The 23,065-nt window shown below is 64.4% G+C and carries 20 protein-coding genes and 1 pseudogene; 14 read left to right on the forward strand and 7 right to left on the reverse strand.

Annotated elements, in window-relative coordinates; all coding sequences use genetic code 11:
- Positions 1 to 3: 3 nt before the first annotated feature.
- Together gspE and gspD are read right to left on the reverse strand one after the other, a co-directional pair.
- On the reverse strand, positions 4 to 1,497 hold the full coding sequence (gene gspE / locus AWB68_RS24590; RefSeq protein ID WP_087646974.1) for a type II secretion system ATPase GspE: 1,494 nt from the start codon (positions 1,495 to 1,497) through the stop codon (positions 4 to 6).
- 5 nt (positions 1,498 to 1,502) lie between these two features.
- Positions 1,503 to 3,848 (reverse strand): type II secretion system secretin GspD, encoded by a 2,346-nt coding sequence (gspD, locus tag AWB68_RS24595; RefSeq protein ID WP_087646955.1) that lies wholly within the window; start codon positions 3,846 to 3,848, stop codon positions 1,503 to 1,505.
- A gap of 591 nt (positions 3,849 to 4,439) precedes the next feature.
- On the opposite strand from gspD, the gene AWB68_RS24600 reads away from it, so the two are divergent.
- Both AWB68_RS24600 and AWB68_RS24605 read left to right on the forward strand, forming a co-directional pair.
- A complete protein-coding gene (locus AWB68_RS24600; RefSeq protein WP_087646956.1) occupies positions 4,440 to 4,883 on the forward strand; it encodes a lytic transglycosylase domain-containing protein in 444 nt (147 codons plus the stop codon).
- A 192-nt stretch (positions 4,884 to 5,075) separates the two neighbouring features.
- Positions 5,076 to 6,311, forward strand: coding sequence for a GTP-binding protein (locus tag AWB68_RS24605; RefSeq protein ID WP_087646957.1), 1,236 nt, complete (start codon positions 5,076 to 5,078; stop codon positions 6,309 to 6,311).
- Positions 6,312 to 6,468: 157 nt separating this feature from the next.
- On the opposite strand, the gene AWB68_RS24610 is transcribed toward AWB68_RS24605, so the two are convergent.
- Positions 6,469 to 6,747 (reverse strand): HU family DNA-binding protein, encoded by a 279-nt coding sequence (locus AWB68_RS24610; RefSeq protein ID WP_008352404.1) that lies wholly within the window; start codon positions 6,745 to 6,747, stop codon positions 6,469 to 6,471.
- A gap of 273 nt (positions 6,748 to 7,020) precedes the next feature.
- On the opposite strand from AWB68_RS24610, the gene AWB68_RS24615 reads away from it, so the two are divergent.
- The 9 genes from AWB68_RS24615 to AWB68_RS24655 all read left to right on the forward strand — a co-directional run bounded on the left by AWB68_RS24615 (position 7,021) and on the right by AWB68_RS24655 (position 17,889).
- Positions 7,021 to 8,037 carry a VTT domain-containing protein gene (locus AWB68_RS24615; RefSeq protein WP_087646958.1) on the forward strand — a complete coding sequence of 339 codons (1,017 nt, stop codon included), beginning with the start codon at positions 7,021 to 7,023 and terminating at the stop codon, positions 8,035 to 8,037.
- Positions 8,038 to 8,097: 60 nt separating this feature from the next.
- On the forward strand, positions 8,098 to 9,900 hold the full coding sequence (gene mnmC / locus AWB68_RS24620) for a bifunctional tRNA (5-methylaminomethyl-2-thiouridine)(34)-methyltransferase MnmC2/FAD-dependent 5-carboxymethylaminomethyl-2-thiouridine(34) oxidoreductase MnmC1 (RefSeq protein WP_087646959.1): 1,803 nt from the start codon (positions 8,098 to 8,100) through the stop codon (positions 9,898 to 9,900).
- 810 nt (positions 9,901 to 10,710) lie between these two features.
- A complete protein-coding gene (locus tag AWB68_RS24625; RefSeq protein ID WP_087646960.1) occupies positions 10,711 to 11,913 on the forward strand; it encodes a cation:proton antiporter in 1,203 nt (400 codons plus the stop codon).
- A 77-nt stretch (positions 11,914 to 11,990) separates the two neighbouring features.
- Positions 11,991 to 13,103, forward strand: coding sequence for a YbdK family carboxylate-amine ligase (locus AWB68_RS24630; RefSeq protein WP_087646961.1), 1,113 nt, complete (start codon positions 11,991 to 11,993; stop codon positions 13,101 to 13,103).
- 624 nt (positions 13,104 to 13,727) lie between these two features.
- The gene (locus tag AWB68_RS24635) at positions 13,728 to 14,372 is read left to right on the forward strand and encodes a MarR family winged helix-turn-helix transcriptional regulator (RefSeq protein WP_087646962.1); all 645 of its coding nucleotides are present in this window, start codon (positions 13,728 to 13,730) and stop codon (positions 14,370 to 14,372) included.
- A gap of 133 nt (positions 14,373 to 14,505) precedes the next feature.
- Positions 14,506 to 15,228 carry a glutamine amidotransferase gene (locus AWB68_RS24640; RefSeq protein ID WP_087646963.1) on the forward strand — a complete coding sequence of 241 codons (723 nt, stop codon included), beginning with the start codon at positions 14,506 to 14,508 and terminating at the stop codon, positions 15,226 to 15,228.
- Between the two features lie 12 nt (positions 15,229 to 15,240).
- Positions 15,241 to 15,945 (forward strand): MOSC domain-containing protein, encoded by a 705-nt coding sequence (locus tag AWB68_RS24645; RefSeq protein WP_087646975.1) that lies wholly within the window; start codon positions 15,241 to 15,243, stop codon positions 15,943 to 15,945.
- Between the two features lie 84 nt (positions 15,946 to 16,029).
- Positions 16,030 to 17,142 (forward strand): NADH:flavin oxidoreductase/NADH oxidase, encoded by a 1,113-nt coding sequence (locus tag AWB68_RS24650; protein ID WP_087646964.1) that lies wholly within the window; start codon positions 16,030 to 16,032, stop codon positions 17,140 to 17,142.
- 294 nt (positions 17,143 to 17,436) lie between these two features.
- Positions 17,437 to 17,889 carry an SET domain-containing protein gene (locus AWB68_RS24655; RefSeq protein WP_087646965.1) on the forward strand — a complete coding sequence of 151 codons (453 nt, stop codon included), beginning with the start codon at positions 17,437 to 17,439 and terminating at the stop codon, positions 17,887 to 17,889.
- 54 nt (positions 17,890 to 17,943) lie between these two features.
- Here AWB68_RS24655 and AWB68_RS24660 read toward each other — a convergent pair whose 3' ends face one another.
- The gene (locus AWB68_RS24660) at positions 17,944 to 19,404 is read right to left on the reverse strand and encodes a sensor histidine kinase (protein WP_374729603.1); all 1,461 of its coding nucleotides are present in this window, start codon (positions 19,402 to 19,404) and stop codon (positions 17,944 to 17,946) included.
- A gap of 95 nt (positions 19,405 to 19,499) precedes the next feature.
- On the reverse strand, positions 19,500 to 20,186 hold the full coding sequence (locus AWB68_RS24665; protein ID WP_087646967.1) for a response regulator transcription factor: 687 nt from the start codon (positions 20,184 to 20,186) through the stop codon (positions 19,500 to 19,502).
- A gap of 171 nt (positions 20,187 to 20,357) precedes the next feature.
- Between AWB68_RS24665 and AWB68_RS24670 the strand changes: the two genes are divergently transcribed.
- Complete coding sequence (locus tag AWB68_RS24670; RefSeq protein ID WP_087646968.1) at positions 20,358 to 20,588, forward strand: DUF3717 domain-containing protein; 231 nt, start codon at positions 20,358 to 20,360, stop codon at positions 20,586 to 20,588.
- 207 nt (positions 20,589 to 20,795) lie between these two features.
- On the forward strand, positions 20,796 to 21,284 hold the full coding sequence (locus tag AWB68_RS24675) for an Lrp/AsnC family transcriptional regulator (protein WP_087646969.1): 489 nt from the start codon (positions 20,796 to 20,798) through the stop codon (positions 21,282 to 21,284).
- On the opposite strand, the gene AWB68_RS24680 is transcribed toward AWB68_RS24675, so the two are convergent.
- Together AWB68_RS24680 and AWB68_RS24685 are read right to left on the reverse strand one after the other, a co-directional pair.
- Positions 21,285 to 21,803 carry a class IV adenylate cyclase gene (locus tag AWB68_RS24680; protein WP_087646970.1) on the reverse strand — a complete coding sequence of 173 codons (519 nt, stop codon included), beginning with the start codon at positions 21,801 to 21,803 and terminating at the stop codon, positions 21,285 to 21,287.
- 89 nt (positions 21,804 to 21,892) lie between these two features.
- The gene (locus tag AWB68_RS24685) at positions 21,893 to 22,795 is read right to left on the reverse strand and encodes a LysR family transcriptional regulator (RefSeq protein WP_087646971.1); all 903 of its coding nucleotides are present in this window, start codon (positions 22,793 to 22,795) and stop codon (positions 21,893 to 21,895) included.
- A gap of 106 nt (positions 22,796 to 22,901) precedes the next feature.
- Here AWB68_RS24685 and AWB68_RS46805 point away from each other — a divergent pair.
- Positions 22,902 to 23,065, forward strand: a pseudogene (locus AWB68_RS46805) (methylmalonate-semialdehyde dehydrogenase (CoA acylating)); the annotation flags it as partial.

A 23,065-nucleotide genomic window follows, 5' to 3' on the forward strand; every position in this document is an offset into this window, starting at 1 on the left:
GCGTTACTCCCCGCCCGTCACGCGCAGCACTTCCTCGAGCGAGGTCACGCCCGTCTCGAGCCAGCGGTTGCCGTCTTCGCGCAGCGTGCGCATGCCCTGCGCGCGGCCGGCGGCGAGAATCTCGGCGTCGGCGGCGTTGCGGTGGATCAGCGGACGCAGCCCGTCGTCGACGAGCAGCAGTTCGTAGACGCCGCGACGCCCCGTGTAGCCCGATTGCCCGCAACGCTCGCAGCCGACCGGATGCCAGTGCTTCACGCCGCCCTCGATGCGCTCTTCCTTGCACACCGGGCACAACTGGCGCACGAGCCGCTGCGCCAGCACGCCAAGCAGCGACGAAGCCAGCAGATACGGCTCGACGCCCATGTCGGTGAGACGCGTGACGGCGGACGCCGCGTCGTTCGTGTGCAGCGTCGCGAGCACGAGGTGACCGGTCAGCGACGCCTGCACCGCGATCTGCGCGGTTTCGAGGTCGCGGATTTCACCGATCATGATGATGTCCGGGTCCTGCCGCAGGATCGAGCGCAACGCGCGCGCGAACGTCATGCCGATGCGCTCGTTCACCTGCGTCTGGCCGATGCCGGACAAGTCGTATTCGATCGGGTCCTCCACCGTCATGATGTTGGTGGTGGTCGTTTCCAGCCGGGACATCGCGGCGTACAGCGTGGTCGTCTTGCCGGAGCCGGTCGGGCCGGTCACGAGCACGATGCCGTGCGGGCGGCCGATCAGCTTGTCGAAGTCGACCAGCGTGTCGCGCGCCATGCCGAGCTTTTCGAGATTCAGGCGCTGCGCGTCCTTTTCCAGCAGACGCAGCACCGCGCGCTCGCCGTGGCCGGTCGGCAGCGTCGACACCCGCACGTCGACCGGCCGCCCGCCGACGCGCAGCGTGATCCGCCCGTCCTGCGGCAGCCGCTTCTCCGCGATGTCGAGTTGCGCCATGATCTTGATCCGCGAGATCAGCGCGCCATGCAGCGCTTTCTTCGGACGCACGACGTCGCGCAACGTGCCGTCGACGCGAAACCGCACGACCGACGCGTTCTCGAACGGTTCGATGTGGATATCCGACGCCTGCTCGCGCGCGGCCTGCGTGAGCAGCGCGTTGATCATGCGGATGATCGGCGCGTCGTCTTCCGATTCGAGCAGGTCCTCGATTTCCGGGATGTCCTGCATCAGCCGCGACAGATCGACTTCGCCTTCCACTTCGCCCACGACCTGCGCCGCGCTGCCGTCGTTGCGCGCATACGCCGAGTTGATCGCGGCGGCCAGTTCGTCGGCGGGCACGCGCACGACGGTGAGCGCGCCGAAATTGCGGGCGACTTCGGCAAGCGCCGCGTCGCTCGTGCGGTCGCTGATCCAGACTTCGATGCTGTCCGCGTGCTGATGCGCGACGAGAATCTGCCCGGTGCGCGCGAAGCCGTACGGCACGAGGCGCGCCGCGAGCGGCGACGGGATGCCGCTGCCCGTGGCATTCGTGCCGGCATGGCCCGCAGGCGCGCTCACGGTGTTCACGGCCGCGCTCCCGCGCCGCTATTGAGCGGCGTGCCCGGCACCGAGTTGTTCGGCACCGCGTAGTTGCTCACGCCGTTGTTGTCCGGCGGAACCTGCTGCGCGCCCTGCGGCGCCTGCGCCGCGTTCGGGTCCTGCGGCAGCGTCGTGCTGCCGGTCGGCGAGCGCGTCGTGTCGTTCCAGTTGAAGAGATTCTGCGCGGGGACGCCGCCCTGGCTCGGCCCGATCGGCGCCGGCGGCATCATCGGGACGTCCTTGTCCCTGACGAGGCGGTTATCCGTCGTCGAGCCGTATTGCTGCTGGCGCAGATAATCGTAGCGCGTGGTCGCGATCTGCGTGCTGGTCGCCTGGTCGCGCACGATCACCGGGCGCAGGAACACCATCAGGTTGGTTTTCGTGCGCGTCTTGTTCTCGCTCCGAAACAGGCTGCCGATCCACGGAATGTCGCCGAGCAGCGGAATCTTGCTGTTGCCCGCGTTGTACTGGTCCTGCATCAAGCCGCCGATCACGACGATTTCGCCGTCGTCGGCGAGGATGGTCGACTGGATCGAGCGCGTGTTGATCGTCACGCCGCCGGGGTTGTTCGTCGTCGTGGTATCGACGCTGGAATCTTCCTGGTAGAGCTGCAGCTTCAGGATGCCGCCTTCGGTGATCTGCGGCTTGACGTGCAGCGTCACGCCGACGTCGCGCCGGTCGAACGTATTGAACGCGGTGACCGAGGTCGCCGTGTTGGCGGTCGGCGTGGCGTAAGAGCCGGTGACAACCGGCACGTTCTGGCCGACGACGATCTTCGCTTCCTCGTTGTCGAGCGTGATCAGGTTCGGCGTCGAGAGGATGTTCGCGTCGGCAGACGTCGAGAGCGCCTGCAGCAAGCCGCCGAGCCCGAAGAAATTGCCGAACTTGTGCAGCAGGCCGACGTTCAGGCCGGTCGGCAGCGCCGCGGCGGCCGCCGCGAGCCCCGACACGTTCGACCCGGCCGTATTGCCGGCGACCGTGAGGTCGACGATGTTCGAGCCTGCCGACCCGAAGCTCGTGCTGCCGTACACGCCATTGTTCCCGCCGTTCGACAACAAGAGCCCCTGCCACTGGATGCCGAGATTCGCCCCCGTCGTCGCCGACAATTCGACGATCAGCGCCTCGATGTACACCTGCGCGCGGCGGGCGTCGAGCTGGTCGATGACCGAGCGCAAATTGCGGTACACGGGCTCGGACGCCGTGATGATCAGGGAATTCGTCGCGGCATCGGCCTGGATCATGCCGCCGCCCTGCTGGTCGCCGCTGGTGTCGCTGTCCTTGTTCGTGAAGCCGGTGTCCTTCGTCGTGCCGCCGCCGCCCGACATCGGATTGCTGCCCGAGGCGGAACCGCCGGACAGGCCGCCCGGCAGCGGCGGCAGGCCGGCGGCGCCCGTCGACGTGGACGACTGGTTGTACGAATTCGACGCATTCGAGTTCGATCCGTTGCTGGACGTATCGTTGCCGCCGCCGCCCTTGCCGAGCATGCCGCGCAGCGTTTTCGCGAGACGCGTGGCGTCGGCGTTGCGCAGCGTGACGACGTGCATGTTGCCCGGCTGGGAGGTCGGCGCGTCGAGCTTCTGCGCCAGTTGCTTCGCCGCGGCGAGCCGCGCCGAACTGGAGGCGCGCAGCATCAGCGAATTGGTGCGCGGATCGGGCGTCGCGGTGACCTTGAGCGTGACATCGTTGCTGCCGACCGCGCCCGGGTCGAGGAGCTTGTTCAACTGCTCGGCGACATCGATTGCATTGGCGTTCTTCAAATGCACGACGTCGACGGAGCGGCCGGCGGCCGTGTCGATGCCCGCGATGATGCCGGCGATGCGCCGCACGTTGTCGGCGTAATCCGTCACGACGAGCGTGTTGTTGCTCGGGTAGGCTGCGATCGTGTTGTTCGGCGAGATGAGCGGGCGCAGCACCGGCAGCAGGTTATTCGCCGACTCGTTGTGCAACGAGAACACCTGCGTGATCACCTGGTCGCCGCGTGCGGTCGGCGCATTGCCGACGTAGGTCGGCACGCCCTGGAGCTTCGCGTCGGCTTCCGGCACGACTTTCAGCACGCCGTGATCCTGCACGAGCGAAAAGCCCTGCATGCGCAATGCGGATTGCAGCGTCTTCAACGCCTGCTCTTCCGGGACCGGATTCTCCGAGACGAGGTTCAACTGCCCCTTCACGCGTGGGTCGACGATGATCGTCTTACCGGTTGCGGCGCCTATCGCGCGCGCAACCTGATCAATATCCGCGTTGACGAAATTCAGCGTCACTTGCGCCTGTGCGACCTGCGCCGTGACAAGTCCTGCCATCAGCAGTGCCGTCACGGTGCGACGCAGTGCCATACGTTTTCTTCTCATGGAGTGTCATTTCAAGGCCGGGGCGTCAAGCCCGAGGCCAGCTGCAAGTGCCTTTCAAACTCGCTGAAAGCGCCAGCCTACAACGATTTCAGACGGTCCTTCCGTCATTGCCCGTATCCCAAAAACGTGCACCTTAGCAGCTTTTGGAGGCTGGATTGTCACAATGAGTCCGCTTTACGGCGGTCGATCTCAAAAATATGGAATGCCTAAAGCTTTCGAAAAACTTGCCGTCAGACAGATAAACGGCCTGCGGTTTGGCACGCTTTTATGCCAAAAACGACAATCTTAACCGCCCTGAAGGGCTTATTATTCAGACCTTTAAAAAAAGCGGCCGCGCCGGGCTGATTCGTGCCCGCGCCGGTCTTTCGTATGACTTTGGCGCCGGACTCCTTGTGTATGTCCGATGGCCAACTTATCGACGAAATAGTCTGCCGTTATGATACGGGCGACACCCGGTTGCGGGCGGCCGGTGTCGAGGCGGGTTTTCCCGATGATGCACGACACGCGGCGGGGTCGGCGGCGTTGCGTGCAGCGGATAGGTATGTTTGCCCGTGCGGGCAAGTGGGGCGAAATACGATGAAGAAATTCCTGCGATGGTTTGCGATCGGCGTCGGTGCCTGGACGGCGGCCTCCGCGCACGCCGACTGTTTCGACGAGGCGGCGAAGTACCAGAAGGTCAATCCGCTGATTCTGCGCGCCATCGCCTGGCAGGAATCGCACAACAGGCCGGACGCCGTCAACAAGAACGCCAACGGCTCCATCGACTACGGTCTGATGCAGATCAACTCCATCCATCTCAACACGCTTTCGCAGTACGGCATTTCGAGCGGCACGCTGATGGAACCCTGCAAGAGCGTCTACGTCGCGGCCTGGCATCTGCGCCAGAAGATGAACAAGTATGGCAATAGCTGGCAGGCGGTCGGCGCCTACCATTCCGAGACGCCTGCCGAGCGGGACAAGTATTCCCGGCAGATCATCGGCATTCTCAGCCGCTGGAAGCTGCTCCAGGCTTCGCGCTGAAGCGGTCCGCCGCTGTTTGCAGCTGTTCGTCGAGCGACGCCCGCCGCGACGGTACGCCCGCCTTTTGATGCACAATCCCCTTTTCAGCAACGGTGCGCGCCCGCGCCCTGAGACAACCGCCGTTGCACGTTCGCCATTCGCGTTGGCTTCGCGCCCGCTGCTCCCGGCGCCACTCCTCACCTCCCCTTTGCGATGAACCAGTCACCTCTGCCAGTCACCGTGCTCTCCGGATTTTCCGGCGCGGGCAAGACCTCGCTTCTGAATCACCTGCTCGCGAACGGCGACGGACTGCGGATCGCGGCCATCGTCAGCGATCCGGCCGACGCCCAGTCGATCGAGATGTCGAACGGATGCGAGCGCCACGTCCTGCGTGACGACCTCGCGGCCACCATCGAGCGGCTTGCCGCCGAAAGCCGTTTCGACGCGGTCGTGGTCGAATCGTCGGGTATCACCGATCCGGTTCGGGTCGCCGAAAGCCTCGCGCTTGCGGAAAGCGAAGGCGAAGAAGCTTTCGCGGATATCGTGCGCCTCGACACGATGGTGACGGTCGTCGACGCAGCGGGTTTCCTGCGCGACTACGCACGCACGGAGTCGCTCGCCGAGCGCGGCATCGAGGACGACGAACACGACGATCGCACCATCGTCGAGGTGCTCGTCGAACAGGTCGAATTCTGCGATGTGATCGTCGTGAACAAGACGGATCTCGTCAGCGCCGATGCGCTCGTGCGTCTCAGGCAGGTCCTGCACGCGCTCAACCCGCGCGCGGTGTTGATCGACGCGCGCTTCGGCGACGTCGCCCCGGCCGAGGTCGTGAATACGGAACGCTTCGATTTCGACGAAACGGCGAGCGCGGCCGGCTGGCTCGTGACGCTGCATGCTGAGGACAACCCCGACGAACCTGGCGCTGAAGATGAGCAAGAGGATCTCGCGCATCTCGTCTATCGGGCGCGCCGGCCGTTTCATCCCGAGCGTCTGTGGACGCTCCTGCACGAGGAATGGCCGCACGTGCTGCGCAGCAAGGGCTTCTTCTGGCTGGCGACGCGCAATGACGTCGGCGGGACGTTGTCGCAGGCGGGTGGCGCATGCCGTCATGGTCCGGCGGGCGTCTGGTGGGCCGCGCAGGATCGCAGCGAATGGCCGACGGGCGATGCGGAACTGGAGGCGGAAATCGTGCAGGACTGGTACGGCGATCCCGACGACATGACGGTCGGCGACCGTCGTCAGGAACTCGTGCTGATCGGCACGGATCTCGATGCTGACGCGTGGCGCGGCAAGTTCGACGCCTGTCTTCTCACCGATGAGGAATGGGCGCAGGGCCCCGAAGGATGGAAGCGCTTCAGCGACCCGTTCCCCTCATGGGACATCGAAGAACACACGCATGACCACGACCATGACGACGACTGCGATTGCGGGCATCCCATGCACTGAACGGCTTGATAGCGTGACAGGCGCACACGAAAAAAAACCCGCCGGCAGCGGCGGGTGATTTACAACTCGTTCCAGCTCGGTTCCCAACTCATCCAGCTTGCTGCAACGCACCGGCCAAGGGCGCCCCGGTCAGGCAGCCCGACAATCGGCACGAAACTTAGCGCTTGTTCACTGCGTCCTTGAATGCCTTGCCAGCCGTAAACTTGACGGTCTTGGCGGCCGGAATCTTGATGGATTCGCCGGTCTTCGGGTTGCGGCCGGTGCGCGCTGCGCGCTTGCCCGAGCCGAAGCTGCCAAAGCCGATCAACTGCACAGCGTCACCCTTCGATACAGCCTTCTTGATCACTTCGAGCAGCGTGTCCAGCGTTTCACCGGTTTGAGCCTTGCTGGCGCCGGTCTGAGCGGCCACGGCGTCGATCAGTTCCTGTTTGTTCATTAAGGTTCCTTTATCAGTTTAGGTTGACACGAACAGCGCGAACGCGCCGATTATACGTGCGCGGGCCGTGCAGTCGAGCGGTGGCGGCATTCCGGCGCCCCCGGCCGCTGATCTGGCGTTGCTCCACATCATGGCCGTCCTGCCGTCTCTCTATGCGGCGCTTGGTATCATAGCGCAGCGCAAACCCAATCAGGATAAGGGTTTCAAAGATTTACCCTTAATTTTCGGGCGCCTTTTGGATTTTTGCCGGCGTCCGGGTCCCGGGTCCAGTCCATGCTACGTGAGCTCATTGCCGAATACGGGTTGCCGTTGGTTTTTGCCAACGTCCTGCTGGAGTCCCTCGGGCTACCCCTTCCAGCCTTGCCCACCTTGATTCTCACGGGTGCGATCACGTTCGCCGCGAGCCCCGTTTCGGCCCCCGATGGGTGGCTTCCCCAATTGCCTTTGCTCGCGATCGTGGCCGTCGCGATGATCGCCGCCCTGCTCGGCGACATGCTCTGGTTCTGGCTCGGCAAGCGCTACGGCAACCGGGTCCTGCGGTTCCTCTGCACGCTCTCGATGTCGCGCGATACGTGCGTATCCCGAAGCCTGGATTTCTTCGGGCGCTTCGGCCTGCGGGTGCTGACGGTATCGAAGTTCATCCCCGGCTTGTCGACGCTCGCGATTCCGGTGGCAGGCGCGACCGGTGCCGGCTTCGGCAGCTTCCTCTTCTATGACACGATCGGCTGCGCGCTGTGGGCCGGGCTCGGCGTTGCGCTCGGCACGATGTTCGCGACCGCCGTCGACACGGTCCTCGCCTGGCTCGACTGGCTCGGGCGCGGCGCGCTCGGGGTCGTCGGCGCGGCGCTGGTGGCGTATGTGGGCGTGAGATGGTGGCGGCGCATGTCGCTGCTGCGGCGGCTGCGCATGACGCGCATCGACATCCGGCAATTGCGTGCGCTGCTGGACGGCGAGCCGCCGCCGGTGATCGTCGACGTCCGGCGCGAGGTGGGCCGCGCGATCGATCCGTTCGTGATTCCCGGCGCGCTCGCGCTGCGCGACGGCGACGCCGTACCGCAACTCGCCGCCCTGCCCCGCGACCGCAAGCTCGTGATGTACTGCGATTGTCCGAACGAGATCTCGGCGGCGCTCGCCACGGAGGAACTGAAGGCGCACGGATTCGCCGATGTCGCGCCGCTCGCGGGCGGTCTCGCCGCATGGCGCGCGGCGGGCTATGCGCTCGAGCCGCTCTTGCTCGATGCCGCCGCGAAGGACGCGATGCAGCACGCCGCGAAATCGGCTTCATCGTGACGCGTTTTCGAAGACGTTCCTTCACCTGCGCGGTTCGCTGAACCGCATTGCGTCCATTGAATGACCCATCCGTTCTTCACCCTGCATGACCTGCCCCGCGCCTGGGGCGGACGGCGCAATTTCGTGATCGTCGATACGCATTTCGGCGATGCCCGCGCCTTCCTCGAAGCATGGACCGCATGGCGCGCCGATACCGCGCGTTGCGAGCGTCTGCATTTCGTGTCGGCGGGGTCGCCGGGTATGCTCGATCGCGTGCCGGCCGTAGAGTCCGGGCCGCTTGCGGTGCTTCTTGCCGACGCATGGCCGATGCGCGTGACGGGCGTGCATCGGCTGGAATTCGAGGCGGGACGCGTCGTGCTGACGCTGGCCGTCGGCGATGTCGCGGACGTGCTGCAAAAGCTCTGGCTGCGCGCCGACGCGTTCAATCTTCGCGTCGATCCCGCCGACGATCCGCGTTCGGTGTGCAAGACGCTTGCGCGCGTCGCGGGTGAAAACGCGACGGTCGTCGCCGACCGTCATCCGATGTTGCGGCGCTCGCTTGAAGCTGCCGGTTTTGTTTGCGATCAGGCGACGCAAGAAGCGCAAGCGCCCTTCACCGCCCGCTTCGCGCCGCGCTGGCGCGTGCGGCGGCACGAACCGCCGCTCGCCGTCGCAGCACCGGACCGGCACGCCATCGTGATCGGCGCCGGGCTCGCCGGCTGCGCGGTCACCGCGCGCCTCGCGTCGCGCGGCTGGCGCATCACGCTGGTCGACCGTCACGACGGCGTCGCACGCGATGCCTCCGGCAATCCAGCCGGCGTGTTTCATCCGATCGTCTGGCGCGACGACAGCATCGCCGCCCGCCTCACGCGCGCGTGTTTCCTCTACGCGTTGCGTCACTGGACCGAACTCGAAAACGCGGGCCACGACTTGCTGCGCACCCGCGACGGCCTGCTCCAGATCGCCGACACGCCCGACGACGCGCAAGCCATCGCCGACGCCATCGCGCGCTTCGGCTTGCCACCGTCCTATGCCGTCGCGGCGACGCAGGCCGAAGCATCGCGTATAGCCGGTATCGACGTTGCGCGCGGCGGCTGGTTTTTTCCGCGCGGCGGTGCGATCTCGCCCGCCGCGATCTGCGCGGCGCAATGCGCGACGGCGGGCGCCGCGCTCACGCGCCGCTTTGCCACGCAGGTCGCGCGCATCGAGCATGACGGCCGCGACTGGCTCGCCATCGATCCAGCCGGTGTCACGATCGCGCAAGCGCCGGTCGTCGTGCTCGCGAACGCGCACGACGCGATGCGGCTGGCGAACCTTCACGGCCAGCCGACGCGCGGCGTGCGCGGCCAGCTCACGGTGCTCGAACATACGCCGCTCGATGCGTTGCGCGCGCCGGTCATCGGCGATGGCTACGCGGTGCCCTTGGCCGCGCATCGAACGCTGACGGGCGCCACCTATGACATCGACAGCACGGATCGCGAGATTCGCGCCGCCGGACATCTTGAGAACCTCGAACGCATCGCACGGATGCTGCCTTCGTCGATAGTTGACTCCGCACAGCAATACGAAGGCCGGGTCGCGTTTCGCTGCGTGACGAGCGACCGCATGCCGATGATCGGCCAGTTCGCCGACGAAGCCGCCGCACGAACCGACGCGAACCGCTTGTCGGGCGCATGGCCGCTCGACCTGCCGCGCGCGACGGGACTGTACGGCGCGTTCGCGTTCGGATCGCGCGGGCTCGTGTGGTCGGCGCTGGGAGCGGAGTTGATCGCGTCGCAGATCGAAGGCGAGCCGTGGCCAATCGAGCGCGAGCTGGCCGAAGCCTTGGACCCCGCGCGCTTTCTCTTGCGCGCATTGCGACACGGCGAATTCACGCAATCGTGACAAGCTTGGCACCGGCCGGCGTTATCCACCGAAGCCTGTGGATAACACTTTGGAGAGCGGGCGAAAGACTTGTGAACTCGCTGTGGGCGTAAACGGGACAACTCCTTTCGCCGGTCGCCGGAGAAAAAGTTGTTCCGACTTCGCGATGCGCCGCTCACATCTTCACTGTCGGCTTTTGCTTTCTTCAAGTCCTTGAATGCAAGCTGAAAATTCAAGTTATCCACAGAAACGGGCTGCCCTTGTTAACTGCTACTACGTATACATACGGTAAACATGTAAACACCTGAACCGAGGGCCATCGGCAGAGGTGAAAACGACATCCGGCGCGCTTCGCGAGCTTTTTTCCGGGTCCGTTCAAGCAACCGGTTCGATTTACCAGATTGACTCGATCATCCGCACTTCTCTGTCATGTGTTTCGACCTATGGCACAATCGCCCTTCTTCCCGCGTCACATCGCTCACGCGGTGTCCGCCTTCAATGGAACGATGGACGTGAGGTCAGAATCTGATCATCAACGCCAACGCTATCGTTCGCTGTGTCCGGTCTTGCGCTCGAACGGGGGTTCGTTCGCTACCGCTGTCGACAAGACGAACGGTGCGCACGGTCCTCTGGCGCGGCCGGCGCAACGTCCTAATCAATGCACGGTCTGTTCGTGACGCCGTGTTCGGTTCGAATTTCGTTTCGCCTGAGTAAAGCAACGCTCGATCTGTCGGACGAGTCGCTTTGTCCGCGAGCGTTTCGCTGTACACGCCAAGTCACGTAGCAGCTCACGTGCTCCATCTGCTGGAAGCTGAAGGAGAAGCCAACACGATGAATTCGGCATTTTCATTTTTACCCGCCTGGCCGCTCGTGCCCGACGCCATCTTCTGGGCCGGCATCGCGCTCGTCGCCGCGGGCCTCTGTGGCGAATTGCTGTGGCGCGCCTGGCGCCTGCCGCGCATCACCGGCTATGCGGTGATCGGCCTGATCGCGGGCAACGCGGGGTTCAGCGTGATCGACGTGAGCGATGCCGGACTCTCCCGGCCGCTGCTCGATGTCGCGCTTGGCCTGCTGCTGTTCGAACTCGGCAGCCGGCTCGACCTGCGCTGGATTCGCCGCAATCCTTACCTGATCCTGTCGAGCATCGCGGAGTCCACGCTGACGTTCGGCCTCGTACTGATCGCGCTGATGCTGTGCAACGTGCCGACGATGCAGTCGGTCGTGATCGCCGCGATCGCGATGGCGACCTCGCCCGCGATGGTGATCCAGCTCAAGACCGAATTGCGCGCCGAAGGCCAGGTCACGCAGCGTCTTCTGACGCTGACCGCGTTGAACAGCATGTACGCCGTGGTGGTGGAAAAACTGGCGGCCGGCGTGCTGCATCAGGAAATCTACGGCAACACGTTCGCGACCATCGTCCAGCCGCTTTACCTGCTGATCGGCTCGCTCGTGCTCGCGTTCCTGCTCGCGCGTGCGTGCAATCTGCTGTACGGGCGCCTGAACGTGAACGACGAACATTCATTCGTCGCATTGTTCGGGCTCGTGCTGCTGGCAATCGCGGTCGCGCATCTCTTCAAGCTTTCGACGATTCTCGCGTTGCTTGCCGCCGGCATCATCGTGAAGAACGCCGACGAGCGCCCGCAACTCTGGCCGACGCATTTCGGTTCGGCCGGATGGCTGCTGACGGTGATCCTGTTCGCGCTGACGCTCACCGCATTCGAATGGGGCGACATCGCGCTCGGCGGCGTGGCGGCGCTCGCACTGATCGCGGCGCGTTTCTTCGGCAAACTGGTCGGCGTGCTGATCTTCGCGAAGCCGAGCGGGCTCGACTGGAAGCAGGGCGTGGCGCTCGGCGTCTCGCTCACGCCGATGTCGGCGCTCGCGTACCTGCTCGTTGACGACATGTATGTGCTTTATCCGGACTACGACCCGAAACTGCGCGCGATCGTCATGTGTTCGATTGTCGTGCTGCAGGTCGTGGCGCCGTTTGTCGTGTATCGCAGCCTGTCGGCCGTCGGCGAACGACGCGAATGATGACCCACGCGAAGCAGCGCAAATCAATGCGAATCCACGCGCGGTCAATGAAAAGCATCGATTAATCAAGAGGCGTCATGTCACTCGAACCCTTCATCAACTCTGAACCGTTCACGTTCGGCGTCGAACTGGAAATCCAGGTCGTCAATACGCACGACTATGACTTGACCAAGGCCGCATCCGACCTGATGCGCCTCATCAAGGACGAAAAGATTCCGGGCAACATCACGCCCGAAATCACGGAAAGCATGATCGAACTGTCGACGGGCATCTGCACGACGCACGAGCAGGCCGTCACCGATCTGCGCGCGATCCGCGACACGCTCGTCAAGGCGGCGGACCAGTTGAACGTCGGCCTGTGCGGCGGCGGCACGCACGCGTTCCAGCAATGGAGCGAGCGTCAGATCTTCGACACCCCGCGTTTCCAGTACATCTCGGAGCTTTACGGCTATCTCGCCAAGCAGTTCACCGTGTTCGGCCAGCACGTGCATATCGGCTGCCCGGATCCGAACAGCGCGCTGTTCCTGCTGCATTCGATGTCGCGCTTCATCCCCCATTTCATCGCGCTTTCGGCTTCATCGCCGTACATCCAGGGCGTCGATACCGGCTTTCACTCGGCGCGGCTGAATTCGGTGTTCGCGTTTCCGCTGTCGGGCCGCGCGCCGTTCGCGCTCACGTGGGACAGCTTCGAGGAATATTTCTCGAAGATGGTGAGCACGGGCGTCGTCAACAGCATGAAGGACTTCTACTGGGACATCCGGCCGAAGCCCGGTTTCGGCACGATCGAGGTCCGCGTGATGGATACGCCGCTGTCGGTGGATCGCGCGGCCGCGATCGCGTGCTATATCCAGACGCTCGCGCGCTATCTTCTGCTCGACAAGCCGCTCACGCTCAAGGAAGACGATTACCTCGTCTACACCTTCAACCGCTTCGAGGCGTGCCGCTTCGGACTGGAAGGCGTCTGCATCAATCCGCAGACGGGCGAGCGCCGGACCATCGCCGAAGACATCCTCGCGACGCTCGACGTCCTCGCGCCGCACGCCGAGGCGCTGGGTTCGACCGAAGCGCTGAAGCAGGTCGGCGACATCACCCGCGGCAGCAACGATGCGACGTGGCTGCGTGGCGTCTTCCACAAGGAAAAGTCGCTGCATGAAGCTGTGCGGCAGCAATGCATTCAGTGGCGCCAATGAAGGCGCGATGCCGTCATCCGGAGAACCCGCTTTCGAGCGGGTTTTTTTTCGAAATTTTCTGATCCCGACGTTCCCGCGCTTCCGACGAGGCGCCTCTAAGGTTTACCTTTGACAGGCCGTATACATACGTAATAGTAGTTAACAAGCATCGCCGGATTCTGTGGACAACTGCAAAAAGCCAAATAAAGTCAAGGTGCTAGCAGGGAGATAAGTCTGCGTAACCGGCGTGTATCATGTGCCGGAACCCGGGACAACGAAACAGCGTCCAAGTCGAGTCGGCGACTTATCAAGAATCCGCGCACAACAAAAAGATGAGTTTTCCCACGGGTTATCCACAGTGTCGCGTGAATAACTAAGGTGTACGTTTGTTCTGTGTCGCTTAGAATGTGGTCTTTGCCGATCTGCGTAACCGGGATGGGCAGGAAAAAAAGGAAGCGCCAGCTGCAAGACAATAAGGCGCGATGAGAGTGCAACGTCCCATCGGGCGCTACGAAGTTGGATTGGTACGCCTGAATTTTGAGACAACGGGGTATCCGGCTGAAAATTGGTCGGAGCAAGAGCCTGCGGATCGTTTGCGGGATGTCCGTTGTCAAAACACATAAGCGGAACAAGAAGCGGAAGATTATGAGCGAAGGCGTTTACGGAGAGCAGGCGACGGGGCGGGTGACCCACGGCCTGCTGCGGCTGAGCACGGCGATGCGCAGCCAGGCATGGGAATGGGCGGAAGGCGTCGGGCTCACGCCGACCCAGGGTGAAATCCTCGTGCTGCTGATGCAGCGCAGAGGGCCGATGCGGCTCGGCGAGATCGCACGCGAAACCGCGTTGACGGCCGCGACCACCAGCGACGCGGTGAGCACGCTGGAGGGCAAGGGTCTGGTCGAGAAGCGCCGTGCGATCGACGATGGCCGTGCGCTCGCGGTCCGTCTGACCGCGCGCGGCCGCACGGCGGCCAAGCGCGCGCTGCAATGGCCGGAATTTCTGGCGAAGGCAGTCGGCACATTGCGCGTCGACGAACAAGCCGCCTTCTACCGGACGCTGCTCAAGACCATCCGCCAGCTCGAGACGCAGGAACAGATTCCGGCGCACCGCATGTGTCTGTCGTGCTCGCATTTCGAGGCTAGCAAGAATCCTAAGAAAACGCCGCATCACTGCGCGCTTCTGCAGATTTCGATGGCCGACACCGATCTGCGCCTCGATTGTTCGGTATACGAAGAAGCGGACGTCGCCACGCAGAAGAAGAGCTGGAAGCTTTTCGCCCAGGTGGCTTGAATCTTGGCCTGAGCGCCCATCCGGCAGGGATGGGCGCTTCGCTGCGAGTCGGTTAGACTGTGCCGGTCGCGCCCCCATTGCGGCGGCGCGGCGGGTCTCCCATTCGCAGCCACCAAGCCACGGAATCCTGCCGATGAAACATGAAGTCCTGGCGATTCGCCACGTTTACTTCGAAGATCTGGGCAATCTCGAACTGGCACTCGGCGACCGCGGCCATTTCGTGCGTTATCTCGACGTCGGCCGTGGCCGCATCGACGCCCCGAATCCGCTCGATCCGTCGCTGATGGTCGTGCTCGGCGGCCCGATCGGCGCCCACGACGAAGCCAGTTATCCGCACCTCACGCCGCTGCTCTCGATGCTGGAAAAGCGCATCGCGGCCGGGCTGCCGACCATCGGCATCTGCCTCGGCGCGCAGTTGATCGCGCGCTCGCTCGGTGCGCGCGTCTATCCGGCGGCGGAACGGGAACTCGGCTGGGCGCCGCTCGCGCTCACCGATGCCGGCCGGGCGTCGGCGCTCCGGCATCTCGAAGCAGACGGCCAATCGACGCCTGTCTTTCACTGGCACGGCGACACCTTCGATCTCCCCAACGGCGCGATGCATCTGGCCTCGACGCCCGCCTGCGCGAACCAGGCGTTCACGTGGGGCCGGCATGTGCTTGCGCTCCAGTGCCATCCCGAAGTGCTCGCCGACCGTTTCGAAAGCTGGCTCGTCGCCTATCCCGGCGACATCGCGCAAAGCGGCACGAGCGCGACGCGCCTGCGCGCGGATACCGCGCGCTTCGGCCCGGGACTCGAGCGCGCGGCGCGCGCGATGTTCGGCGAATGGCTCGACCAGTTCGATTTCAGGCAACGCTAGGCTTTGGATTTCATGCAGACAATTCTCGATGCCGTGCTCGTCGGCCAGGTCGCGCCGCTGGGTGCGCACGGCAAGCGCAGCGCGATTCACAAGACGCCGGTGCGCGAGCGCGTGCGCGTCGGCGAAACCGGCATCGAAGGCGACGAGCAGTGCGAACGCAAGCATCACGGCGGCCCGGAGAAAGCGCTGCACCACTATTCGTTCGATCACTACGCGACGTGGCGTGAAGAATGGATCGTCGGCGCCAGCGGGCTCGAACGTTTTCAGACGCCGGGCGCTTTCGGGGAAAACCTGTCGACGCGCGGCATCGATGAAAACGATGTCTGCGTCGGCGATGTGTTTCGCATCGGCACGGCGATCGTGCAGGTGTCGCAGGCGCGCCAGCCGTGCTGGAAGCTCAACCTGCGCTTCTCGCGCGACGACATGTCGCGCCGCGTGCAGGAGACGCGCCGCACCGGCTGGTATTACCGCGTGCTGGAACCGGGCGAGATCGGCGCGGGCGATGCCGTCGAACGGCTCGCGCGGCCGCATCCGGAATGGACGGTCGCGCGGCTCTTGCGCGTGCTCTACGTCGATCGCAACGACCGCGCTTCGCTCGAACAGATGGCGACGCTCGACACGCTTACGGCGTCCTGGCGCAACACCGCCGCGAAGCGCCTGGCGAGCGGCGAGGTCGAATCGTGGTCGAGCCGCCTCGATACGCCCGCGAACGGCTGAAGCGTTTCACGGCCTGCAAGCGATCTGCAGGAACAAAAGCGAAGTGCTATTCTCGATCGCAATTTTCCTCACCGGACACTCGTCATGAGCGCGTTGTTCTCACCGGCCACGCTGCGTGGCGTCACGCTGCGCAATCGCATCGTCGTGTCACCGATGTGCCAGTACTCCGCCGAGCGCGGCGAAGCCAACGAATGGCACATGATCCATCTCGGGACCCTCGCGCTCTCGGGCGCCGCGATGCTGTTCATCGAGGCGACCGCCGTCGAACCGGACGGCCGCATCACGCCCGGCGACCTGGGCCTCTGGGACGACGCCACCGAAGCCGCGCTCAAGCCCGTTCTCGCCGCGATCCGCAAGCATTCGAAGATCGCCGTGACGATGCAGCTTGCGCACGCGGGCCGCAAGGCGTCGAGCCACGTGCCGTGGGACGGCGGGCAGTTGATCGCGGTGTCGGAAGGCGGATGGCTGCCGTGCGCGCCGTCGGCGGTTCCGCACAAGGAAGGCGAAGCGGCACCGCTCGCTCTCGACACCGCCGGCCTGATGCGCGTGCGCGAAGCGTTCGTCGCGTCGGCGAAGCGCGCGGACCGGCTCGGCATCGATGGCCTCGAATTGCATGGTGCGCACGGCTATCTGCTGCATCAGTTCCTCTCGCCGATCGCCAACCAGCGCACCGACGAATACGGCGGCTCGCGCGAAAACCGCATGCGCTTTCCGCTCGAAGTCTTCGATGCGGTGCGCGCCGTCTGGCCGGCGGACAAACCGCTCGGCGTGCGGGTGTCGGCGTCGGACTGGGTCGACGGCGGCTGGGGAATCGAGGACACCCTCGCGTTCGCGGACGAATTGAAAAAGCGCGGCGTCGACTGGATCGATGTGTCGTCGGGCGGCGTCTCGCCGCTGCAGAAGATTCCGCTCACGCCCGGCTACCAGGTGCCGTTCGCGAAGGCGGTGAAGCAGGCGACCGGCCTGCCGACGATCGCAGTCGGCCTGATCACTGATCCGACGCACGCCGAGGAAATCATCGAGAACGGCGAGGCCGACTTCATCGCGATGGCGCGCGCGATGCTCTATAACCCGCGCTGGCCGTGGCATGCGGCGGGACAACTGGGCGCGACCGTCGATGCGCCGCCGCAATACTGGCGCTCGCAGCCGCGCGAACAGAAGGCGCTCTTCGGCGACATCTCGTTCGGCCAGCGCTGACTGCGGCTGCGGGTCAATCCGCGCGTATCGCCGAGGGCTCCGGACGGTTGAATTCGGGCGCGCCTAGCGTGTACGATGCCGATTGTTCGAGCGCTCGATGCGCCCGACACGATGAACGCGGCGCCTTTGAGGCCGCCGCGTTTTTTCATTCCGTTGCCGTCCGCTCGCTTCCCGCATCTCGTGACATGCGTCACAACGCATGAGGCACGAGGCATGAGGCATGAGACGTGAGCGACAGGCCGGCGCGGGCGTCATTCAACCTTCCACACCGATCGTTATTTAAGGATTCATTCGATGAGTTCACGCAGGGTCACCGTTCGCCGCTCGGGCGTGCATGGCAAGGGCGTGTTTGCCGCAAGGCGGATTGCGGCGGGCGAGCAGGTGATGGAATACAAGGGCGAGCGCATTTCGTGGAAAGAAGCGCTGCGCCGGCATCCGCACAATCCGGACGAACCGAACCACACGTTCTACTTCGCACTCGACGACGGCCGCGTGATCGACGGCAAAGTCGACGGCAACAGCGCGAAATACATCAACCATTCCTGCGCGCCGAATTGCGAGGCCGAGGAAGCGGACGGCCGCGTATTCATTCACGCGCTTCGCGACATCGAACCGGATGAGGAGCTGTACTACGACTACGGTCTCGTCATCGACGGTCGCATCACGAAGAAGCTCAAGAAAGAATACGAGTGCCGCTGTGGATCGAAGAAGTGCCGGGGGACGATGCTCGCGTTGAAGAAGAAGTAGGCATCGCGAGCCTTGGGACAGAAAAAAGCCACGGCAGCGCTGCCGTGGCTTTTTTCATAGCGTGGGGGTGGCTCCCGGGACGGGGCCCGGCCCGCGCGGCTTCAGCGGCATGCGCACGACAAAGCGCGCGCCGCTTTCGGGCGCGTCTTCGTAATGCACGCTGCCGCCGTGCAGCACCATGATGTCGTGCACGATTGCGAGACCCAGGCCCGCACCGCCTTCCACGGTTTGTCCGTCGCCGCGAAAGAAGCGCTTGAAGAGATCCGGCTGCTGGTCGTGCGGCACGCCCGGGCCGTTGTCTTCGACGGCGAGCTCGCCGAAGCGCCGGCCCGACGCATCGATGAATTCCGTCACACTCAAGGTCACGCGCGCGCGATCCTGGCGAAACGGCGGAATGTACTTGAGCGCGTTGTCGATCAGATTGGCGATGACCTCGCGCACCAGCACCACGTTGCCGCGCACGATCAGCGGATCCTCGTTCTCGGGATCGTCGAGGCGTTGAAAGCCCATATCGACCGACACCGTCAGCGCGCGCGGCACCCATTCCGCGCCAGTCTCGAACGCGAGCGCGGCGAAGTCGAAATCGGCGAAGCGCGCGGCCTGTTCGCCGGGTTCGGCGCGCGCAAGCGACAGCAACTGATTCGACAGCCGCACCGCGCGATCCGCCGACGCCCGCAATTCCTTAATGGCATCGAGGGCCTTCGCCGGATCGCGGGCGGTCATCGCCTGCTCGGCGTGCAACTTCACGGCGGTGAGCGGCGTGCGCAACTGATGCGCGGCATCGGCGATGAACTTGCGCTGTGCGTCGAGCGCGGTCTTCAGGCGTTCGAGCAGGGCGTTCATCGCGCTCGTCAGCGGACGAATCTCCACCGGCACGAGCGTTTCGTCGACCGGTTCGAGCGAGGTATGCGTTTGCTGATTGAGCGTGTCAGCGAGATCGGTCAGCGGATTGAGCTGCTGGTTCACGACGCGCCATACGATCACCCAGCCGGCCAGCAGCAGGAGCAGCAGCGGCATCATGATCGCGAACAGGAACTCGACCGCGATGCGATATCGCGAGCCGACGCGCTGCGCCACCTCCACGACGATCGGATTGCCGTGCGGCTGGTCGACGCGCACCTGCGCCGCGCGCACGCTCAGGCCCTGGTAATGGGTTTCGAACACGTACGCATAGTGGATGCGGCGCACGCTCGTGCCGGTAAGCGGCAGATCGGGCTCGCCGGCGATTTCGTTCTCGCCGTCGCTGATGCGGTAGATCAGTTGCTCGATCGGATCGGAGAACATCGCCTGCGCGAGCGGCGGGACGGTCACGGGCGCGTCGACACCGGCAAGCTGGATCTGCCGGGAAATGGCGGTGGCGAGGTCGGCGAGCGAGCGGTCGACGACGTGCTGCGTGTACTGCCACGCGAGCCAGTACGCCATCAGGCCGCTCATCAGCGCGAGCAGGGACAGCGGCGCCGCAAGGCGCCGCAGCAGGGACCGCCTGAGGCTCGGCGGAACGGTTGAGCTGGTCACCTTCGAGCGCGCCAGGTGAAGCCAGTCATCGCGAGCGAAGCGTTCGTCGCTCGCGCGCCGGGATGGGAGTCGCAAGACGTTCTACGGACGACCGCTCACGCGGCCTGCCGGATCTCCTGAAGCAGATAGCCAAAGCCACGCACCGTCACGATCTCGACCCGGGTGTTCTCCAGCTTTTTGCGCACTCGGTGCACGTACACCTCGATCGCGGTATCGCCGAGATCGCCGCCGAAATGCGTCAGGTGATCCTGCAACTGCGCCTTGCTGACCACGCGGCCATGGCGCAGCAGCAGCATTTCGAGCACGGCGAATTCGCGCGGCGACAGTTCGAGCGGCTTTTCGTCGTTGAAGATGCGCCGATCGACACCCGACAGGCGCAAGCCGCCCAGCGACACTTCCGGACGCGGCACGTCGCCATGCGGACCGCTGCGGCGCATCACGGCGCGGATGCGCGCTTCCAGTTCCTGTGGCTCGAACGGCTTGAGCATGTAGTCGTCGGCGCCGCTGTTCAGGCCCTGCACGCGATCGTGCAGTTCGTCCCGCGCGGTGAGGATGATCACCGGCGTGTGGCGGTTGCTCTGGCGAAAGCGCGCGAGCAAGGTCATGCCGTCGATGCCCGGCAGGCCGAGATCGAGGATCACGAGTTCATGGCGATTCTGCGCGAGCGCCTGCTCGGCGAAGATGCCGTCGTGGACCATGTCGACCGTGAAGCCGGACGTTTCTAGGCTGCTTTGGATGCCGCGCGCAATGGGGCGGTCGTCTTCGATCAGAAGGATTCGCATGGAAGTCGCTCAAGTACAATGGGTTGAGCTCGAACCGGGCGCGGACCGGTGGGAACGTCGACGCGGCGGCGCGGGTTCGGGCCAGATCAAAACGCTTACGTCAAAGGCGGCACGCCGCGGCATTCGCGTTTTGCCGCGCGCGTCGTGAACCGAAGATCCTTCTGCCCGGACATGCCCGAAATCCCGATCCACGAACTCGAAGCCGCGATCAATTTCTGGCGCAATCGCTCGCCGTCGAGCGGCGATGAACCAAGCCTTTGCGATGAGGCGAGCGCGCTGTCCAGGCCCTATGCGCTGCTGATTGTACAGCGTGCCACATCGATGCCGTCGGAGCGTTTAGACCCCAAAGCGCGGGCCGCGTGGGAAGCTTACGAGCGAATCAGGGCCGGCCTTTCCGATTGAAAGGAAACTGGGCCTTTTGCCTTGCGGTTCCGTTCGAATCAGCTTTCGAACAGGCATTTATCCGGGTTTTGGACCACTATCGGTCCTTTCACCGCTGTCATTGTTGGTAATACGGTTGTTACCTCTCTTGCGAATGTAGGCATCGGAGGCTCGCCGCACGCGATGCATTAAAATTGCACGATAGGCGATTTTCCGCAGAAAACCATCATGATTGAACTCGATCACTTCGATCTCGCGCTTCTCGACGTGCTCCAGCGCTTTGGACGAGCCACGCATCAGCAATTGGGCGAGCAAGTGCCGCTGTCGCCGTCGCAAATCGGCCGGCGTCTTCAGCGGCTCGAATCGACGGGCGTGATCGAGGGGTATCGGGTCATGCTGCGGCCGGAGAAACTCGGCCTCGGCGTAACGGCGTTCACGAGTCTCAAGCTCAAGCATCACGGCGATTCGATCATCGAGCAGTTCCAGCAGCAGATCGAGATGCTCCCCGAAGTGCTGGAATGCCATGCGACGGTGGGCGACGCCGACTATCTGCTGCGCATCGTCGCGCCCGACCTCAGCGCGCTGTCGACGTTCGTGATGAAGAAGCTGATGCGCGTGCCCGGGGTCGACAGCGTGCGCTCGAACATCGTCCTGACCACGTTCAAGCGTAACGGGCCGCTGCCGCTCGGCCACCTCTCGGGTGGTCCGCAAGCCTGATCAGGCGGGCTGACCCAGCAGATCGACATACGCGACCGGCACCAGGTCGCTTTGCGCCACGCCCAGGCGCGCGAACATATCGTGCGCTTCCTTCTCGCCGCCGACTTCGTCGTCGTCCTGTCCCAGCAGCACTTCCAGTTCGATGAAATCGCCGAGGCCGTCGACCCGGTCGAGGTGGATGCGCGTGCGCCCGACCAGATACACGTGACGCTCCTTCGAGACGATGCCGCGCGTCTTCAGCGCCTGTGCGAGCAGTGCGTGCATCGCTTCGGGATTGGTCACCGGGCTGCGTGAGTAGTAGGAAACCTTCGGGCCGTCGCGGTCGTCGCGCTGGTAGAAGATCAGTTCGGAGGGCGTGCCGTCGTCGAATTGACGCAGTTTGAGGCGGCCGGTCGGGACGTCGTAGAAGAAATCCTGTTGGCGAAAGATGAGGGGCGCCTCGGACGCGAGCGCGGCGGCCTGTTCACGAAGCGCGTCGAACTGATGCGCTCGGGCCTTGATTTCGATATTGCGTGCCATATGGGAGGGACTCCTGGAAGCCGGGTGGGAAAGCCTGAAAACGTCAGCACTCAGACTAACAAAATTTCGATGACCGGCGCTTGAATCCCTCACACCGACCACTGGTCTTCGATCAGCCGCAACGCGGCGGCGATCACCGGCTCCTCGCGGCGCTCGGCGAGCGCGATGAACGACAACTGCGTCGGCACCGTCATCCCTTCGACGATCGTCAACGCGTGTGCATGCGCCTGCGCGAGCGCGATCGAGTCGCGCGCGAGCGAAAGGCCGACGCCCGATTTCACGAGATCGAGCATCGACGGCTCCTGATCCACTTCCGCGACGATCACGGGCGTCACGCCCGCCGCATCGAAAATGCGCGACAGCAGCCGGTTGTGCGCCGATTCGGGTGGCGTCCAGATCCACGGCAATTTGGCGAGCATCGCCCAGTCGCGCTTGCCCTTGTTCACGCGATGGTTCCAGCCGGCCGGCGCCAACACGCGATAGAGATACGGCGTCAGCGACACGACGTGAAAACGCTCGCCGTCGCGCGGATCGTCGGCGGCCGGGTTGCCGATGTAAAACCCGACATCGAGATCGCCGGCCTTCACGCGTTCGCGCACCCAGCCCGACATGCCGTGCCGAAGCGCCGTCTCGATCTGCGGATACGTTTCGACCAGTTGCCGCAGAAAGCCGCCGAGACGCAGGAAGTCGGGATCGAGGATCGTCCCGATTCGCAAGCGCCCGCGCACGACATGCCGCAATGCAGCAGCGGCGCGCCACACGTCGTTCGCCGCGGCGAGCGCGCGTTCGGCGTGCGGCAGCAGCGCTTCGCCGTCGCGCGTGAGCAGCAGGCCGTGCGAGGTCCGCGAAAACAGCACGACGCCCAACGCCTCCTGCAGATTTTTGATCTGGAGGCTGACGGCGGGCTGCGTGAGATGCAGTTGCGCGGCGGCACGCGTGAGATTTCCCTCGCGGGCGACCGCGGCGAACGCGCGGAGCAGGGTGTAGTCCATCGGCTGATATTAGCGCGTCTTATATCTCTATTGAACATATCTCATTGGATCAAGGGGACCGGCGGCGCTACTCTTCGTTGAGAAAACCATATCCTCGGAGACGCACATGGGCGAGTCACATCAGAGCGAAACGCAGGTCGGAGCGCTGTCGCATTTCATCGGCGGTCAGAAGGTTGAAGGTACGAGCGACCGTTTCGGCGACGTGTTCAATCCGGCGACCGGCGCGGTTTCGTCGCGAGTGCCTTTGGCGAGCGTTGCCGAGGTCGACGC

Origin of the sequence: Caballeronia choica, assembly GCF_001544535.1 — a bacterium.
GTDB lineage: Bacteria > Pseudomonadota > Gammaproteobacteria > Burkholderiales > Burkholderiaceae > Caballeronia > Caballeronia choica.